Below are 17886 nucleotides of genomic sequence, written 5' to 3'. Positions count from 1 at the left end.
AGATCACGGGATCGACCATCGAACGTCGGCCGGTAGCTCCACGCACGCCGTTCTCGCCGGCAAACCCTGACGGCCCCCCGGCGCCGCCGTCTCCCCTGCATACGCCCTGCAGAGCACGTGCCGCTCCCTCCAAACCAGCTCGCATGAAGGCCTGCTCTCGCCCGCGCCGGTCCCGGCAGCCGGGTCGCCGCAACGGTATCGCGCGATCGACCGTTCGCCATGGGTATCGAGGCGCGCGTCTTCGTAATGACGAACCTCGCACCCAGCCTTGTCGGCCCCCGCGGTGACGACCGCCGACCAGTAAAACGGCCCGCTATCGACGCCGTGATACGAGCCATCCACGCGCGCGGGTCTGCAGGAGCGGAATGCACGGGCGAAGCAGCGCCGGGGCTCGCTGTCTTGCTGGACGAGCTCCTCGTACGAAATCGCGACCTCACCGCAGTCGAGCACCGGCGACGTCACCGCCTCGGCGAGATCCTCGGCCACGGTTTGCCGGAACGAGCGCAATACCTGTTCCCGTCGCGACGGCGCCCCCGCGCACGCCGCCAGCGTGAGCGCCACGCAAGTGCCGGCGAGCATGGTCGTGCTGCGAGGTCCGGATGCCATGACCACCTGTTGCCGTACCGCCCCCTGGCGCCGTCGTTTGGATTCTCGCACGCTCGATCCCCGTGCGTCAACGCTCGATCCACGCTCGCGTCGATCAGCTCCGCCTCGAGGAACCCAAGCCAATGCCCACCCGCTTCATCGCGGCCTTGGTGTCCGCGGGACGGCCCGGCGGCCCTGGGCGATCAACGCCGAGAGCTCCTCGTCCGACGCATAGATCTCCGCGACGCCGGGCACCTCCGTCAGCGTCTCGATGAGCGCGCTTCCGCGCATCCCTCGCTCGAAGCAATACGCGAGGCGCGCCTCGACGTGGGCTCGCGAGCGCGGCGAAGTGAGCTCCAACAGGCCGCCCTCGAGGAGCTGCGCAATGACATGGCGGGCGAGGCGATCGCTCTCGTCCGCGGGCGGCGTGTCCTCGGTATCCTCGTCGTCGTTCGTCAGCCCCACGCTGCGTGCGAGGTGATGGCTCACGGCCTCGGCGATATCGTGCGGCTCGTCCTCCTCGTCGCCCTCTCCTTCCGCCGCTTCTTCGTCCTCGTCGGCGGCATCCATTTCGACTTCCTGGACGAAGAAGCGCGCGTGGGACGGGCCGATGACGGCGACGAGCGAGGAGGGATTCACGAACTGAACCTCGTACGCCCCGTCGCTGCCGCTGATGGAAGCGACGGCGAAAGGGCCGACGAGGCTCTCGGCGAGCGCGCGGGCGTCCGAGCCACGCGGCAGGTCGAGGGAATGAATCAAGGAACGACGCATCGTGTTCCTCAGGGAGCGGGCGGCAGCGCCTCGAATTCGAGCGCCGCGCGGCGCGGCTTCTCGGGCGCTCGACCGGCCTCGGCGGCGGCATCGTTCGTCAGCACGACGGCGACCTGGTTTGCGTTCGCGAGCCGGATCTGGCGCTCGTCGAACACCTCTTTGATGAACTTGCGCAGGATCCGCGGCATGGGATCCGGATCCCCGGGCGTGAGCTTGACGGCAACACGAACCACGATGCCGGTCTGCGCGATCTGCGTCACGCCACGAACGACCAGCTTGTCGAGGACGCGATCGGCGTGCGCCTCCCCGAGGCGCTTCCCGGCCTCCACGAGCGCATCGAACACCTGATTCAAATTCACGTGGAGATCGACGACCACGTCCACGACCGCGTGCACGTACTCGCGTGAGAAATTGATGATCGTGCCGATGTCGCCATTGCGGAACGTGAACATCCGGCCGAAGCCGTCGCGGATCATCGTGACCCGGAGCTGAACCGAGTCGACCGTCCCCTCGCAATCCCCGATGCGCACGTAATCGCCCTTGAGCAACTGCCCCTCGAACAGAAGGAAGAAGCCGCTCACCATGTCGTTGACGAGCTTTTGCGCGCCGAGGCCCACCGCAAGCCCCACGATGCCCGCGCCGGCCAGGAACGGCTTCGTGTCGATGCCGAGCTGATCCATCATGATCAGCGCCGCGCCGAAAGAAATGACGTAGGTGACGATGCTCTGGAGGAGATAGACCAGCGTCACGCGGTGCTTCGAGGTCTCGTCCTCCGCTCCCTTCTCGCCTCCGAACGCCTCGACCAGAATCACGCGGGCGAGCTCGACGAAGACGCGGGCCGCGAGGAAGGTCCCGAGGAGCCGGATGATGCGCGGACCATAAGGCGCGAAGGCCTCGAGCGTCTGGAACTGCCGCACGACGAGCGTCGCCGCCGCGAGGTGGATGATGGCCTCGAGGATACGCTTGGCGAGCGGGAGTAGCTTGCGGATGCCGGCGTAGTAGACGTGCAGCGCCGATTTCTCGAGGCGGGCTGCGCCCACGTTGTCGATCCCTTCGAGGCTCAGGACGCCGATCCCCGAGAGCGTCCGCGCCGCGCACACCACGAGGAGCACGTAGAGAATCGTGTCGAGCAGCCAGTGGAGGCTCCCCGGCAGCCCCAGCGATCCGCTGCCGAGGCGGTGCAGGCCGTAGAGGAACGCGACGTTCCCCAGGCTCGCGGCCCGCTGCCGCAGGACCGGGATCTCCTCTTTCTGGCCCTCGAGCGCCGCGACGGAGAGCAGCTTCGCCTCGACGCGGTCGAGCAGCGACTTGAAGAAAATGCGCAGCGCCAGCCAGCCGACCGCGACCGCGACCACGATCGCCGCGCCGTGGAGGAGGTCCTCCCCCGTACGGACGCTCGCGTACGCGACGAACCGGTTCGCCCACGGGTAAAGATCGATGTCCCGGATGATGGCAATGGCGAGCGTCGCACAGCCCCCGACCACGACGAGCAACGAAAGGACCGTCGCCACGAGGCGCAGCGACTTCTGGACCTGCTCGGCGGCGCTCTCGACGGACTTCGAGCGAACCGACTGCGTCGCCTGGCGCACGACCCACCGCAAGAATACGGTCAGGGCGAGCGGCGCGAGGAGCAGGATGGCGGTTGCCACGACCGTCAGCGCGACGTTGTTCGGGACCGGATCGGGGAAAAACCGGGGCAAGGGCATGGTGTCATCGTCACTGTACACCAGGCCCATGAAAAAAGGGCGCTCCCTGGGAGAGAGAACGCCCGGACATCCTTGCCCCGGTGCCCGCACCAGCGTTCGCTGGGTCGGTGGAGTCGTCGATGGGGACGGGCGCGCCCCTCGCCGTCCGACGCGCCTCCGCCCAGCGCGCAGGCGTCTTACTCTTGGCAGCCAATGCGCTCGCTATGCAGCGCGATATCGTCGATCCACGCGGTGAAACCGGGCGGGGCTTGCTGATAGTTGTTCCAGCCGATGCGCACCTCGCTGAAAGCGTCCGGGATCTCCGAGCCCTCGTAGTTGCCGGCTCCGTTCGCGATGCTGATCTGATCGACGTGCACGCCGTCGATGTAGAAGTCGTAGCTCTGCGTCGGCGCGTCGATGTGCCATTCGGCGCAATGCCACTGGTCATCGAACATCCAGGTGTATTCGCTTCCCTTGCCAAACTCGGCCCCGTTCGGCTGGACGTTGTAGAGGTACTGGACGTGAGAGCCGTTGCCGTCGTTGTTCCAGCCGTCTTTGTCCTCCTTCACGGTATCGACCACGCGGACCTCCTCCGGCCCTACGGTGGGGCCGCTTCCGTAAAGCGCGACGAGGGTCGAATGGACGAAGGCGTCGGGGACGGGGAGCGCCACCTTGTAACGAATGCGGCCCCAGTGCCCGCTGCCGAGCTTCGAGCCGTCGTGGTAGATGCGACGCTCCCCGTTGACGGTCGGGCCCAATTTCAACGCGTGGGCGCCGCTCACCGCTTCATCGTCGGCGACCGCGGCGGGGTCGCCGTGCTTGGTCCACCCTTGCGGGATCGCGCCGACCTCGGTGGCCTCGAAATCCTCGCAGATGATGTATTTGCCGGAAGCGCACAAACCTTGGTTCTGGCCGGAGCCGCCCGTGCCGCCGCTCCCGCTGCTGGCCGTCGAGCTGCCGCCGGCGCCGCCGGCGCCGCCGGTGCCGCCACCGCCGCTACCGCCGCCGCCCGAGCTCGAATTCGCGGGGTCTGAGCTGCAACCTGCGTACAATGCAACCAAGAGGAGCGCGAGGCTGCAAGCGTGAAAACGATGCATCGTTGACCTTCGACTTTCTGGCGAATGGTCGATCCCTCGCCCACACGCCCGTAAGGCGCATGACCCTACCCCAGGCCGGCGCCTCGAATCAACGATCAACGAGCTACGTCTTGGGCTGCGGCGGCGTCGCCACTGCTCACGGACGCGGGCGGCGGCACCAGCGGCTGCCCGCCGTCGTACATTTCCACCATCCGGAACGGCGCCATGTCGAAATGGAAATGGTTGTCATGCCCCGCGTAGCCCGGCCCGAGCAGCACCCGGAAGACGTCTTTCCGTGCGATGAGCCGCCTCGCGAGCGTCTTCAGGAACCGCGCGTGGATCGCCGCGTGGCCTGTCTGCGCCTTCCAGTGCGAGAGCACGCGAACCTCGAAGCCGTTCTTGAAGCCGGCCGGGATGCCCTCCGGCAGGCTTTGCCCTTTCGGCAGCGGGCCGAAATCGAAGCCCGCAATGTCGATCGCGTTCCCCAGCGCGTGCTCACTGAGGAACTCGGGGTACGCGGCAATGCGGCGACAGCTGTACGTCCCGAGGTCAGAGCGCGAAACGATTCCCCGCTACGCCGCAGCAGGCGGTCCGAACCAAGTGGTGAGCGCGTCCGCGAGCCCCACCTGGGTCAGGTCTCCCACCCAGGCCACATATCCGTCAGGCCGAACCAAAACGGCAGTGGGAGCCGTGACCGCCCCGATGGCCGGAAGCTCCCACGCACCCACGTATTGGGCGTCGATCAACGAAACGCGATCGGCCCATCGAGTGATGTCGAAGCCACCGCGCTCCCCGAGGTTGAGCAGCACCGGCCTGGCCGCGTGCAGCAGCGTGAAGAGCCGCCGCGGGCCGTCGGCGGTGTCTAGGTCGAGATCGGGCATGCGGCGTCCGAGCAGCGGGTGTCCCTCGCCGAGGTCGTAATGAACGCCGAGACCCGACATCTCCGCGGCCAGTCGTTTGCGAGGCTCGGCCATGCTGAGGAGCTCGGAAACGTAGTCGCCCAAGGCCTTCGTGCGATCGTCCGGACGGCGAATCGCGACCTGCGCCATCGTGCTACGCAATACGCGGGCAGCGACCGGGTGGCGCTCTGCGTGATAGGTATCGAGGAGGCATTCGGGGGATATCCGCTTGACCACCTGGGCCAGCTTCCATCCCAGGTTCACCGCGTCCTGCACACCGATGTTGAGGCCCTGTCCACCCACCGGGGGATGCACGTGCGCAGCGTCGCCGGCCAGCAGGACCCGTCTGTCACGGTAGGTCGCGGCCTGCCGCGTCATATCCGTGAACCTCGAGATCCATGTGGGATTGTGGATCCCGTAGTCTGTCCCGTAGATGGCGATCAGCGCTTCGCTGACGTCGCGCAGGGTCGGTTCGCTTCCGTGTCTGACCTGCGGCTCGGTCAGTACGGCCCGCATTCGCCGCCCATCGTCCAATTTGCCGAGTCCATGGGTACCGGTGGCGTCGTTTCGGATGCCCCATGCCGGCTCCTCGGACACCTCGACCTCGGCAATCAACCAGCTCGTCGTCGGATCCCAGCCGGGGAACTCGATGCCGGCTGCTTTTCGGATCAGACTGCGTCCTCCGTCGCAGCCGACGAGATATTCCGCCCGCAGCGAGCTGCCGTCGGACAGCACGACGTCGACGCCACTCTCGTCCTGCGCGAAGCCCGTCACTTCACGCCCGCGATGGATCGGCACGGCCCGCTCGTCGACCCAGCCGGCCAGGATGCGCTCGATGTGGTTCTGCCACAGCCCGAGCACGTAGTTGTGTCGGGTGGGAAAGTCGCTGATGTCGAGAGGGATGTGGAAGTGCACGACCGGATGCACCTGTCCCTGCGAGACAAACCGCTCGGCGATTCCGCGCTGATCGAGGACCTCGAGCGAACGTGCGTGCAGACCGCCTGCGCGCAAGCCGACGAGCTCCTGGCTTTCGCGCCGCTCGACAATGGCGACGTCGACGCCCGCCAACGAAAGCTCGCCCGCCAACATCAGCCCCGTCGGCCCCCCTCCGACGATCACCACCGCATGCTCGGTCATTGCCACCCTCCGGCCAGCAGCTCCGCAAAGTCAAGCGCCGCGCACACCCGCGCCTCCGCGCCGCGTGCCCCCGGCTGCACCGCGCGTCCCGCCATCGGTTCGACGCCCCCGCGTGACCCATCCGTCGACAACAACGCCCGCATGTCGCTCCTCCCATTCCTGGAGATTTTCACCTCGGCCAGAGGGTCTGACCGAGGCGAGCGACTCTACGGCACGACCTGGGTCTTGCCGCAAGCCCCCCAGTTTGCTATACGCTGGGCGTAGAAAGGCCGAGCCCGAGCGCGCATCCGCGGACAAACCCGTGCGCCGGCGAAACGCGCCTTGCGAAACACGCGTGATGCCGTGGATGGCGTTGATGCCGCCCCCGCGTTCACCGTTCGATTCCTCGACACCTCCCCGCTGGCCCGGCTACCTTCACAAGCCATGCGCCTCGTCAAGGACCTCTCGCTCCCCCTTGCCGCAACGACCCCCGTTTTTCCCGGCGATCCCCCTCCGGAGCTGCGTCCCCTCGCGCGCATTCGTGACGGCGCCCCGCTCGACGTCTCCAGCCTCCACCTTCACGCCCACGTCGGCACCCACATCGACGCGCCCTCCCATTTCGTCCTCGGCGCCCCGGATCTCTCCGCCTTTCCGCCCGACACCTTCGTCGGCCCCGCCTTCGTTCTGGATCTCGCGCGCCTCTCCAAGGACCGCATCGAGGCCTCGGACCTCGGCGACCTCACGCGCATCCCGCGCCGGAGCCGCCTCCTCCTCCGCACGCGCAACAGCGCCCGCTGGCGTGCTCCTTCTCCCGCCGACGACCTCGTCTTTCTGGATCCGCAGGCGATCGACGCGCTGCTCGGGCGCCGCCCCCTCCTCGTCGGATTCGATGCCTACAGCCTCGACCCTCTCGATTCCACGACCTTCCCCGCCCACAACCGCCTTGCGGCCGCAGGGCTGCCCGCGCTCGTCGCGCTCGATCTGGATGGCGTCGCGGCGGGCAGCTACACGCTCGTTTGCCCGCCTCTGCCGGTCGCGCTCGAAGCGAGCCCCGTGCGCGCGCTGCTCTTCTGATCCTGTGTCGCAACGGGCGCTCCTCGCGGTCGACGGCCGGCGTCGCACAAGGACTTGCAGGAGCAAACGACGTTGCCACAGGCTCGTGTCTGGACTACGAGTGTGACCATGAGCACTCGCCCCACCCTCTCGAGCGACAAGGTTTCCCCCGAGGTCCACGACATCCTCGCGTCTTTCCACCGAGGCATCGTCGACGAGGTCGCAGCCGCTGTCGCGCGTGATCCCGTCGTCGTCGTCGGCATGGCGCAAAACCCGGTCGTGAAAAACGCTCGCAAATTGCTCGACCAGGCAGGCATCAAGTACACGTATCTCGAGTACGGGAGCTACTTTTCCCGCTGGAAGGAACGCCTCGCCATCAAGCTCTGGGCGGGTTTTCCGACCTTCCCGATGGTATTCCTCGACGGGATCCTCGTCGGTGGGCACAGCGAGCTCAAAAAACTCGAGGCGGCCGGCAAGCTCAAGAAATGAGGACGCCCTGAAGGGGGCGCGGTAGCGCTGACGGGAACGAAAACCTTCAATGCGCGAGCAGCCACTGCGTGAGCGGCGCCCACGCGAGCGCCGGCGCATCCTCCGCGTAAAGCAGATCCGCATGGCCGAAGTCCTCGACCTCGCGCGAGGCCGGGAGGCGGCGCACCACATGCGTGGTCACGTCCGTGGAGGCCACCAGCGTGGTCGTATAAAGCCCGTGATCGCCGAAGCCGCCCGCGGCGCCGAGGTAGAAGAGCGGCACCGAGATGTTGGCGAGGTGATCCGCGAGCGGCAGGGTCCCGGTCCCGCACCACATGGCATCTCGGTCGGCGGTCTCCACCAGCGACTCGTGCGGCGGCGAATGCGCGAGCCAGTCGCTGACGAGCGCCTCCGACGAATAACGCAACGCGGTGGGGAACCCATTCTTGTACATGCCGGCCACCAGGTGATACTGAGGCTTGGGCTCATAAAGCAGGAACGTCGCCGACACGAACCCGAGCATCGCGTCCCGGTTGGTGTAGCCCTGGAAGATCGGCGAAGCGCCCCAGGGGTCGGAAGCCGCGAGCGCGCCCAGCGGCTGGGCGAACGAGCTGTTGTCGCTGTCCACGAACCCCTGCGCGACCCAATCATACTCGTCGGCCGCATTGGCGCAGGCGTAGAGCCTCAGCGACTCGTCCGCCGGGGAGAGCTTGCCGTAGATGTCGATGGGCACGATGCCCTTCACCTGACGCTGCGCGAGCGGCTTCTGGCTCTCCTCGGCCGCATAGAGGTACGTGAGCTGCGCGCCGCTGCTGAACCCGCCCAGGAACAGGCGATCCTGGCCCCCGCCCGTCAGGGTGCGGAGCGTGCGCGCGAAGGACAGCGCGAGGCCCGTATCCGAGACGGCCTGCGCCACCCCCATGCCGGCGAAATCCGAGAAATCGGTCCCCTCCGCGGGCGCCGTCGTCCACCGCCGATCGACGCCCCACACGTCGATCCCGCGCTTGGCCAGGTACACGGCCAGATCGCGATCGGGCTTCGCGGCAGCGCTGATCAGCGACGGCGTGAAGTTCGTGGTGAACGTCGCGAAATCGCCGTGCATGAGCAGGATGGCCTGCGACGTCGGATGCGCGACATGGGGCGAATCCTCGCGCACGACCCGGTGCACGCGGATGCGCGCGTTGGGCGTGTCCCCCACCTTCAGCAGGAAGCTGTAATGGTACACGTCGCCGACGACCTGCTGGCGCTCCACCGCGCCCACCAGCGTTGCCGACAGGGCCGCGGAAGCCTCGGCGGTGGCCTGCAAAACCTCGCTGTCGTCGGCCGGGGCCGTCTCCATCGTGCACCCGCTGGCGGCGGCGGCCAGAAGGCCCAGCACGACCGGCATCACGGCGAGGCGCTTCCCCCTTGTTCGCGCGTGCGAGGGGGCGATGGGCGCGACACCGGACGGCACGACGAAACCAATCTTCTTCATCTTCGATCTCCTTGGCCGATGCGCTCAGCACATTGCATGCCGCGCTCGTTCGGGGGCAAGGAGGGGGGAATGGCGGGTCGATTGCGGGGGCCGAATTGCGCAATGCTGCGCGAACTGCGCAAGCGTGCTCGATTTGTGCATTGCGACGCGTATGGAGCCACCGCGGGCACGCTTGCTCGACGCGCCCACTGCACGATGTGGAACGGGACGCCCTGCGGCGTCCCGAGCATTACGAAGCGCCCAACCGCGGAATTTTTTTCCACGGGTATACACAGGCTCGCGCCGAGCTCGGCCGTATCGTCGGTAGGGGTGAGGATGTGGTGGGTCGGGTGGTGCGACAGGAGTCACGGTGCAGCCGAGCCTATGGCCGCGTCGAGATCGGCCCAGAGATCGTCGGCGTCCTCGATACCAACGCTGAGCCGTAGGAGCGACGGCGGAAGGTGTCCCTGTCCCGGGATCGCAGATCTTCGTTCCATCGTCGATTCCACGGCTCCGAGGCTGGTGGCATGGCGGATGAGCCTGACGTTCTGGCAGACACGATCCGCAAACGCAGCCCCTCCGAGCAGATCGAACGAAAGGATGGTTCCAAAGCCCTTGAGCACGCGCTTGGCCGTCGCATGCGTCGAATGGGAGGGCAAGCCTGGATACCGGACACGAGTGACCAGCGGGTGCGTCTCGAGCCGCTGCGAAAGCATCATGGCTGTTTGCTGGGCCCGTTGTAAGCGAAGTGCGAGCGTTCTCGCGCCTCGGACGGCAAGAAAGGCCTCGAGCGTTCCTGGTGTCGCGCCCGTCAACTCGCGAGACTTTCTGAGGGCGTGAAAGAGCGCATCGTCTTTCGTCGTGGCGACCCCTGCCAACAGGTCGGAGTGGCCGCCAATGAACTTGGTTGCCGATTGCAGAGACACCGTGGCACCGAAGTCGAGCGGCTGCTGATTCAAAGGCGTGGCGAAGGTGTTGTCCACGGCGACGATCGCTCCGGGCTTGCGTGGCGCTGCGCAGACAGCCTCCAGATCCGCGACAGTCAGCAGCGGGTTCGAGGGGGATTCAAGCCAAATCAGGTCGGCGACACCGCAGGAGCGAATCCAGCCGGCGGTATCGTCCACCGCCACGCGCTGCACGGACCAACGCCGTCTTTCAGCGCCCGCTGCTGCCAGGCCTGCGACACCTTGATAGCAATCATCGGGTAGCACCACGACGGCACCAGCCGCGAGCTGATCAAACACGGAGGCAATGGCGGCCATGCCGGAGGCGAACGCCACGGCCTTGCCAGACTCGAGCCCGCCGACGACTTCTTCGAGTGCTTCCCAGGTCGGAGTACCATCATCGCGCGCGTACTCGCGCCCCCTGCCGATGATGAAGTTCGATGCGGGGATCGGCGGTACGTTCAGCGGAGCGCCGGGCTCGGAAGCGCGGCCTGCCGAGACGAGCCACGATTCAGGTTTGATTCCAGACGGATGCTTCTCCATTCTTTCGAATACCTCCCGTCCGCCTCACCGCGCCTTCTCGGCGTCCGCGAGCTCCCGCCATGCGGGCTCGGCCGCGCCCACCGCCGCGCGCGTCCCCGAGCGCACGATGGGCGTGCGGAGCAGCAGCGGATCCTCCAAGAGCAGCTCGGCGAGGCGTGCCTCGGTCGGGGCGCTGTACTGGAGCCCGCGCTCCTTCACGCGTGGACTCTCCGCATCGTAGAGCGCGCGCATGCCGCCCACGGCGCGCGCGACGCTGGCGAGCTCTCCCTTGGAGAGGCCTTTTTCGCGCAGGTCGACGCTGTGCACCTTGATGCCGCGCTCTGCGAAGAACCGCTGCGCCGCGCGCGTTGCTTTGCATTTCGTCGTGCCGAAAATCTGGATCACAGGAGGGCCACCCTAGCACGGGCGCGCGCGAACGGGGCGCCCCACTCCCTCGATGCACAGCTTGTGGCCGCGACACACCAGGGACGACCGGCCGAGGTGCTCTGAACCGCGCTCGCCATCGTATTTCGCCACCCCCGCTGCACTCCGCTTCCGTGGGAACGTGTTTTCCGTCGCTTGATGAAGGACCGACCTCCTGGTAAGATCGGCGACTCATGGCACCGTCTCGCGCGCTCGCAGCCGTCTTCCTCGATGTGCTCGGTGGCGCGTCCACGCAGACCGAAGCCGCAACATCAGGGCTCGAAGCGAAGCTCTGCGCGCTCATCGAGGCGGCGCATGCAGCACATCCCGAGATTCATGTGACAGGTGAAACCTTTGCCCGCCACCTGGGGGGGCGCCTCTCCTCGACACACAGACCCCTCGAGGCCCTCGGAACCCTGAACACCCGTGATCTCTACCTCGCCTGCGCGGCCGCGCACGGCGACTCGACCGCCATTGCAGAGATCGAGCGCTGCTATTTTGCATGGCTCCAGGCAGCGATGGCGCGCGTCGCCGGGGCCACGGACAGTGGCGATCTCCTCCAGCTCCTCCGTCAGAAGCTGTTTGCTGCAGAGCCCGATGAGCTGCCGAAAATCGGCGAGTATGCCGGAGTCGGGTCGCTGGGCGCCTGGCTCCGGGTCACCGCCACGCGCATGGCGCTCAACGCGCGGCGCGGGCGCAAGCGAGAGGGCGTACACGTCGACGCGGATGACCACCTCGATGGGCTCGCAGTCCACGCGTCCCCGGAGATGGAGTATCTCAAGTCGCGCTACAGGAACGAGTTCAAGTATGCCTTCGAATCGGCAGTTGCAGCATTGTCGGCGCGCGATCGGAACCTGCTACGCCTCCATTTCATCGATGGCTTGAACATCGATCAGATCGGGGCCATCCACCGGGTCCACCGTTCGACCGTCGCACGGTGGATTGCGCATGCGCGGGAGTCCATTTTCCTCGAGACACAACGCCTCCTCCGCGAGCGCTTGGGGCTCGACAACGCTGATTTCAACAGTCTGCTCGCCCTGGTCAAGAGTGAGCTCAACCTGAGCCTCCACCGGTATCTGATAGACGCCGCGGAGTGAGTTTGCGGTCTATGGACACGGGGTCCACCGCGTCTCGAGGGTCCGACCATCGAGGAAGACCTTGCCGAGTTTCGTCTCCGGGCCGCCCTCTACTTCCTCCACTCGTCGAGGGCGTAGGAGACCCGCACGATCTGCGTCCGCAGTCACTTCAGCACGACGGTCCCGATCGACACCGATGCCGACGTCGCGCCGGAGCAGTTGCAGCCATTCAGCGTGTTGATGCGAATGCGACCGGCGCCGCCACCGCCGCCGCCCATTCCCACGTACTCCGCGCCGCCCAGGCAGCCGAAGACGGAATCGCCATCCTGCCCATATTGACCGTTGCTATCGCCCGCCGACCCCTTGCCGCCGTCGCCCCCGACGGTGTAACCATTGAGGGCGCAACCCCAGCCGTCCGTGCCGCTGCCGCCCGGGGCCGCGGTCGTCCCCCACCCGGCCCCCCCAACCGTACCGCTCCCGTGGTTATTGCTCGAACCGCCGCCTCCGCCGCCTCCATTGGCGGAAAGCGTCCCCTTCATGAGGATGCTGGGCGCTTCGAGCAGGATGGCTCCGCCGCTCCCGCCCCCGGCCCCCCCGGACGAACCTCCCCAGCCCGGCCTTCCGCCCCCTCCTCCGGCGTTGATCCCGATGTCGATGGTAATCATCTGCCCCGCGCTGATTTGAAGGGCGCCGCCGCCCAGGCCGCCCGAGTTGTCGCTTCTCTGGCCGTTCATGCCCCCGGTCAGCGGCACGATGGCGGGCGTCCCCTGCGTGGTGGCCGCCCCAGGATTTCCGCCGGTCGTGCCATAGCTCCCACCGCTTGCCGAAGTTTCGTCGCTGTTCTCGTACGTCCAGCCCGTACCCGCGCCCGGCATGACATGGATGGCCCCCACGGCGACGCTCCTGGTCGCGAAAATGGCGAGCGCGCGCTTGCCCTCGATCGTGAGCGAGCTGATCGTCAGCTCGTCGGCCCGGCAGACGCATACCTCCGGCGAGCCGGCGGGCACGACGACCTTGCAGTCGCCCAGCACCGAGGGAGTGATGCAGCCGGTCGATGTGTCGAAGGTCCCCTGGGGCGCTGAGATCACGAGACCCGTCTGCTCGAGCTGCCCGAGGGTGTCGGCGTTGGAGGGCTCGAGCTCGCAGCAATGGTCCTCGCAGCAGCCCGCGGCGCCGCAATCGGCGTCCATCGGCTCGTAGGAACATGCGCCGTCCGTGCACGTGCCCGCGGATGAATAGGTGCGGAGCGAGCCATCGTCATTGCAGGCGGGCGGGGGCGGTGCATCGCAGGGCGTCGTCGACGAGGGGTACGAGCACGAGCCGTCCGAGCAGGCCCCCTGGCTCTCGTAGGTGATCACCGTGGAGCCATCGGCGCACGCGGCGGGCGGAGGCTCGTTGCAGCTCTGCGTATCGCATCCGCCGCCGGCGCCACCGGAGCCCCCCGCTCCGCCGCCGGCGCCACCGGCGCCCCCCGCTCCGCCGCCGGAGCCTCCAGCGCCCGGGGTCCCCCCGGATGCAAAAATGCCATCGCTGCTGCTCCCACAGCCGATCACCGGGACGGCCAAAGCCACGAACGCCAAGATCGAGAATGAACGCATGACCTAGTTCTTCCTTCCTCACGAGACGCGTGGGCGCATGGGCACGCACGCAGCGCCCTGCCCGCACGAGCGCGCCCTACGCACGTCGCGCGCGCGCAATGCTTCACGCCGGGAGCGCCACCCGAGCTCTCGCCTACCGATGCCTCTCGCGCTCATGGACACCGACCTCGGCAACCTGTCGCAAAAAAATCTCCATCCTCCGTCCGTCCGGCCAACGCAGGGCCGATTGACGGCGGCCTCACACCGTCGGCGGAGAGATGGCAATTGTTGCAACCCCAAGCGCGCAGTAGACTCGTCCACGGCTCGGCCATGGATTGTATCGACGCGAACACTGTCCTCAAATTCGTTCGAGGTGTGCTCTCCGACGAGGAGACGACACAGGTCGAGGGGCACATCGATCGATGCGCAGAATGCCGGCGCGCTCTGGTGGAGTTCGCTCGCTCGTCCCTGCTCGCGGATGAGGTCGGTGCGGCTCCGACCCTCGCTGCCCACGGCACGCTGGACAGCCATCATGCACCGATCCCGGCCGCTCTCTTGCCGCGCGGTACGCTCATCGGACGTTATCTTGTCCTCGACTGCCTTGGCATGGGCGGGATGGGCGTGGTCCACGCTGCCTATGACCCCGAGCTCGACCGCAAAGTGGCGCTCAAGATCTTGCGCCCCGAAATCATGAAGCAGCTCGGCGTCGAGGGCTCGAGGGTGCGCATCCTCCGGGAGGCTCAGGCCATGGCTCGCCTTTCGCACCCGAACGTCATCACCGTTCATGACTGCGGCACGGCGGGAGAGCACGTGTTCGTCGCGATGGAGCTCCTCGACGGACAAACGCTCACCCAATGGCTCCGCGAGCGCCCACGCAAGACACGCGAGGTGCTCGATCGCTTCGTGCTCGCAGGGCGCGGCCTCGCCGCGGCCCACGCGGCTGGCTTGATCCACCGTGATTTCAAGCCCGATAACGTGCTTTGTGGGCACGACGGTCGCGTTTGCGTGACCGACTTTGGACTGGCACGCGCTGCGCTGGGTACGACCGCAGGTCAGCAAGAAGAGAGGGACGAGGAAGCTCTACCTGATTGGGATGGCGTACAGCCCATGCGCCTCCTGGCCGCCAACCTGACGCGCAGCGGAGCGCTCGTGGGAACACCGGCATACATGGCGCCCGAACAGATCGAGGGCGACTCGGTCGAGGCGCGCAGCGATCAGTTCAGCTTCTGCGTCGCGCTGTACGAGGCACTGTATGGCGAGCGCCCCTTCTCGGGCGATACGTACAAGAGCCTGCTCGCGTCCATTTCGCGCGGCCCTCAACGCACGGCCCCGAAGAACAGGCGCATTCCGAAGCGCATTCACCAAGCCCTCCTGCGCGGGCTTTCCGGGGAGCCAGCCGAGCGTTTCCCATCGATGAATGAGCTGCTCTCTGCGCTCACCCACGATCCTCGCGCTCGCTCTCGCCGCATCACGCTTTTTGCCGTCACGGCCCTGGCGCTGGGCGCGAGCGCTCTTTTCGCGCTCAGGAAGCCCGCGGCAACGCCCCCCCGCTTGTGCCAGGGCGCCGAACAAAACCTCGCGGGCGTCTGGGATCAGGCACGCAAGCAAGCGGTGCGCGACGCCTTCCTCGCCACGCGTGTGTCCTTTGCCAGCGACGCCTGGCAGGGCGTGGAGCGCGCCTTCGACGCCTATACATCGAATTGGGTCGCGATGCACACGGACGCTTGCGAGGCCACGCACATGCGCGGCGAGCAATCCGAGTCCCTGCTCGACCTGCGGATGCAATGCTTGAAGGACCGGCTCCGGGAGGTCGAGGCGCTCACCACCGAGTTCCAGCGCGCGAATGCGAAGACGGTGGAGAAGGCCGTGGAAGCCGCGGGGAACGTGGCGCCCGTCGCGCTGTGTGCACGCACGGACCTGCTCACGATGCCTGTTCGGCCCCCCAGCGACCCGACGGCGCGCGCCAAGGTGGACGAGCTGCGCGGCCGCCTCGCCGAGGCCAAGGCGCTCACCCGCACGGGCCAGTACAAAGAGAGCCTCGCGCTCATCCGAGAAATCACGGAAGAAGCGCGCCTGCTGGGATATCGACCCCTCGAGGCCGAGGCGCTCCTGGAACGCGGCATTCTCGAGCAGGACGTCGAGGTGAAGGCATCAGCGCAAACGCTGACCGAGGCCGCCCTGGCCGCGGAAGCAGGCCGACACGACCGGGTGGCTGCGCGTGCCCAGATGGAGCTTTTCTTCGTCACCGGAGGCGCGCAAGCCCGTTTCGATGAGGCGATGCGGATCAACCGCGCCGCGCGGGCAGCGCTGGAGCGAATCGGCGGAGACAAGGCATTCGAGACGGATCTGCTCAGGTACGAAGGATATTCCTTCGGGCAACAGGGCAACATGATGCAGGCCGTCGACAGGTACCAGCGTGTCCTCGAGCGGCGGGTCGAGATGCTCGGACCAGACAACATCAACGTGGCCAGGGCGCATGCAGAATTGGCCACTACGTATCTGAGTCAGGGGGTACGGTTCGATGAGGCCCACCAAGCGCTTCAAAAGGCACTCGACATTTATGTCAAGGACCTCGGCCCGACGCACCCACGGACCGCAGGGATGCGGCGTCGGATCGCGGTGGCGCTCTTTGGGAAATGTCGATACGCGGAGGCCGTGACTCTACTCCAAGGCGCGCTTCCGCTCATCGACCTGTCGTACGGGCAATACAACCGCGATGCCGCCCAGACCCTGTACCTCACCGGACTCGCACTCTTCGAGCAAGGAAAGGCGGAGGAGTCGATTTCTTACGTGAGCCGTGCCCTGGGCCTTTGGCGGAAGACGCACGATAGCGATAGCCCAGCGATCTCGGATGCCACCGAGGTCCTTGGTCATGTGCACATCTATACAGGCCAACTGGAGAAGGCGCGGGTATATTGCCAGGAGGCCTTCTCGATCACCGAGAAACAACTGGGGAAGGAGAGCGCTCGCTTGGCCCTGGCGACGCATTGTCTGGCCAAGATCGACACGGAGGAGAAGCTGTATGCGTCCGCGGCCGCCCGCTTCGAGCGTTCCAACCTTCTCTTCGAGAAGGCAGGCGAGTCCGAATCCCAGAACGTCGTCCCCGGCCTCGTCGACTGGGGAGACATGCTGCTCCGCGCCGACAAGCCTTTGCAAGCGCTCCCGCATTTCCAGCGTGCACTCGTCATTCTCGAGAAAGTCGGCGGTCCTGACTACCCAGGCCTCCCCGAGGTGCTGACTCCGATAGGGAAAACCCACCTCGCGCTACACCGCCCGAACGAGGCACTTGCGCCGCTCGAACGCGCGCTCGCTCTCTGCGAGGGGAAGACCTGGGAGGGTCGTCCCGAGGTCCTCGCGAGCACGCGTTTTTCCCTTGCGCGGGCCTTGTGGGAGGGCAAAGGCGATCACGAACGCGCCCTCGAGCTCGCGAACGCGGCGAAGGAGGCCTTCGCCCGCTCCACGAAGGCAAGACTTCCCGAAGCTGCCGAGCTCGAGCGATGGCTCGCAGCGCGACCGAGGCATTGAGCTCCTCACCCCGGGGCCCGGGCGAGGGCTGCGAGAGAACCTCTGTCTCGATGCGGCGCATGCAATCGAGGAGCGAGTCGGCCGACTCAGCCCCATCGATCCTCGCTGAGGTCCCAGGCCGGCCATGAGCCCGTGCAATGGCCCGATGAAGAGCAAGTCGCAGGGGCTTCCGGCTGGATGGGCGAACCCGAGGCTCGAGGCGAGAGGCGTGCCCCAAATCCCAAGCTCCTCGGCGAGAGGGCTACTCGTCGGGCCTGACGTGCGTCATACGGTCGCATGCTCGATCCTGCTCGCTTGCTCGCGTTGAACGCGGGCGCCCAGATTGCGTTCTCCTCGCTTCTCGGCTGGTCGATGGTCGTTGCGCGGCAACCGTGGATGCACGATCGCGGACGCACCCTGCGTCACAAGGCGATGACCGCTGCGCACCTCGACTGGCTCATGCTCGCCTTCATGCAGGCCGTGGCCGCGTTCCTGCTCGATCGCTGGCCCGTGTCGAGCGGCGGGACGACGGTCGCGGTCTTGCTCGTCTACGGAGGCTGGGTGAACCCGATGGCGTACGTGTTCCGCGCGCTCGGCGTCGACGCCTTTGCCTTCGCTGGAGGTCTTGGCCAGCGCGCCGCAGCCGCCTTCGCGGGCACGAGCTCCGTCGCGATCGTCGTCGGCTGGATCGCGCTGCTCGTCGCGCAGTTCACGAGGCCGTGACGGCCGCCGAC

At 66.9% G+C, this 17886-nt stretch carries 15 protein-coding genes and 1 pseudogene; 5 read left to right on the top strand and 11 right to left on the bottom strand.

From position 1 onward, the window contains the following. Positions 1-3 precede the first annotated feature (3 nt). From QHF85_RS18275 to QHF85_RS49810, 7 genes and pseudogenes are all read right to left on the bottom strand, one after another. Positions 4-606 carry a hypothetical protein gene (locus QHF85_RS18275; protein WP_281328492.1) on the bottom strand — a complete coding sequence of 201 codons (603 nt, stop codon included), beginning with the start codon at positions 604-606 and terminating at the stop codon, positions 4-6. A 135-nt stretch (positions 607-741) separates the two neighbouring features. Next, positions 742-1356 (bottom strand): hypothetical protein, encoded by a 615-nt coding sequence (locus QHF85_RS18270; protein ID WP_281328491.1) that lies wholly within the window; start codon positions 1354-1356, stop codon positions 742-744. Between the two features lie 8 nt (positions 1357-1364). Further along, complete coding sequence (locus QHF85_RS18265) at positions 1365-3062, bottom strand: mechanosensitive ion channel family protein (protein WP_281328490.1); 1698 nt, start codon at positions 3060-3062, stop codon at positions 1365-1367. 176 nt (positions 3063-3238) lie between these two features. After that, a complete protein-coding gene (locus QHF85_RS18260) occupies positions 3239-4138 on the bottom strand; it encodes a hypothetical protein (protein ID WP_281328489.1) in 900 nt (299 codons plus the stop codon). 95 nt (positions 4139-4233) lie between these two features. Continuing rightward, positions 4234-4497, bottom strand: coding sequence for a hypothetical protein (locus QHF85_RS18255; protein ID WP_281328488.1), 264 nt, complete (start codon positions 4495-4497; stop codon positions 4234-4236). 192 nt (positions 4498-4689) lie between these two features. Further along, entirely contained in the window at positions 4690-6153 is a 1464-nt protein-coding gene (locus QHF85_RS18250) for an FAD-dependent monooxygenase (RefSeq protein ID WP_281328487.1), read from the bottom strand. A gap of 8 nt (positions 6154-6161) precedes the next feature. Further along, positions 6162-6296, bottom strand: a pseudogene (locus tag QHF85_RS49810) (glycosyltransferase); the annotation flags it as partial. A 280-nt stretch (positions 6297-6576) separates the two neighbouring features. Here QHF85_RS49810 and QHF85_RS18245 point away from each other — a divergent pair. Further along, positions 6577-7206 (top strand): cyclase family protein, encoded by a 630-nt coding sequence (locus tag QHF85_RS18245; protein ID WP_281328486.1) that lies wholly within the window; start codon positions 6577-6579, stop codon positions 7204-7206. 108 nt (positions 7207-7314) lie between these two features. Continuing rightward, positions 7315-7674 carry a glutaredoxin gene (locus QHF85_RS18240; RefSeq protein WP_281328485.1) on the top strand — a complete coding sequence of 120 codons (360 nt, stop codon included), beginning with the start codon at positions 7315-7317 and terminating at the stop codon, positions 7672-7674. Positions 7675-7720: 46 nt separating this feature from the next. On the opposite strand, the gene QHF85_RS18235 is transcribed toward QHF85_RS18240, so the two are convergent. The 3 genes from QHF85_RS18235 to QHF85_RS18225 all read right to left on the bottom strand — a co-directional run bounded on the left by QHF85_RS18235 (position 7721) and on the right by QHF85_RS18225 (position 10977). Then, positions 7721-9127, bottom strand: coding sequence for a hypothetical protein (locus QHF85_RS18235; protein WP_281328484.1), 1407 nt, complete (start codon positions 9125-9127; stop codon positions 7721-7723). A gap of 344 nt (positions 9128-9471) precedes the next feature. Continuing rightward, positions 9472-10593, bottom strand: a complete 1122-nt coding sequence (locus QHF85_RS18230) for an aminotransferase class I/II-fold pyridoxal phosphate-dependent enzyme (RefSeq protein ID WP_281328483.1) — start codon at positions 10591-10593, stop codon at positions 9472-9474. A gap of 24 nt (positions 10594-10617) precedes the next feature. After that, on the bottom strand, positions 10618-10977 hold the full coding sequence (locus tag QHF85_RS18225; RefSeq protein ID WP_281328482.1) for an ArsC/Spx/MgsR family protein: 360 nt from the start codon (positions 10975-10977) through the stop codon (positions 10618-10620). 212 nt (positions 10978-11189) lie between these two features. Here QHF85_RS18225 and QHF85_RS18220 point away from each other — a divergent pair, with 212 nt between their 5' ends. Next, the gene (locus QHF85_RS18220; protein WP_281328481.1) at positions 11190-12092 is read left to right on the top strand and encodes a sigma-70 family RNA polymerase sigma factor; all 903 of its coding nucleotides are present in this window, start codon (positions 11190-11192) and stop codon (positions 12090-12092) included. A gap of 143 nt (positions 12093-12235) precedes the next feature. On the opposite strand, the gene QHF85_RS18215 is transcribed toward QHF85_RS18220, so the two are convergent. Then, entirely contained in the window at positions 12236-13669 is a 1434-nt protein-coding gene (locus QHF85_RS18215; protein ID WP_281328480.1) for a hypothetical protein, read from the bottom strand. A gap of 309 nt (positions 13670-13978) precedes the next feature. Between QHF85_RS18215 and QHF85_RS18210 the strand changes: the two genes are divergently transcribed. Both QHF85_RS18210 and QHF85_RS18205 read left to right on the top strand, forming a co-directional pair. Further along, positions 13979-17173: a serine/threonine-protein kinase gene (locus tag QHF85_RS18210; protein WP_281328479.1), complete on the top strand. Its 3195-nt coding sequence runs from the start codon at positions 13979-13981 to the stop codon at positions 17171-17173. Between the two features lie 276 nt (positions 17174-17449). Then, positions 17450-17875 carry a hypothetical protein gene (locus tag QHF85_RS18205; RefSeq protein WP_281328478.1) on the top strand — a complete coding sequence of 142 codons (426 nt, stop codon included), beginning with the start codon at positions 17450-17452 and terminating at the stop codon, positions 17873-17875. Positions 17876-17886 lie beyond the last annotated feature (11 nt).

The organism is Polyangium sp. 6x1 (assembly GCF_029946515.1).
Taxonomy (GTDB): domain Bacteria; phylum Myxococcota_A; class Polyangia; order Polyangiales; family Polyangiaceae; genus Polyangium.
Note: the sequence above shows the minus strand (reverse complement) of the source record. Positions and strands in the feature narration are given on the sequence as shown.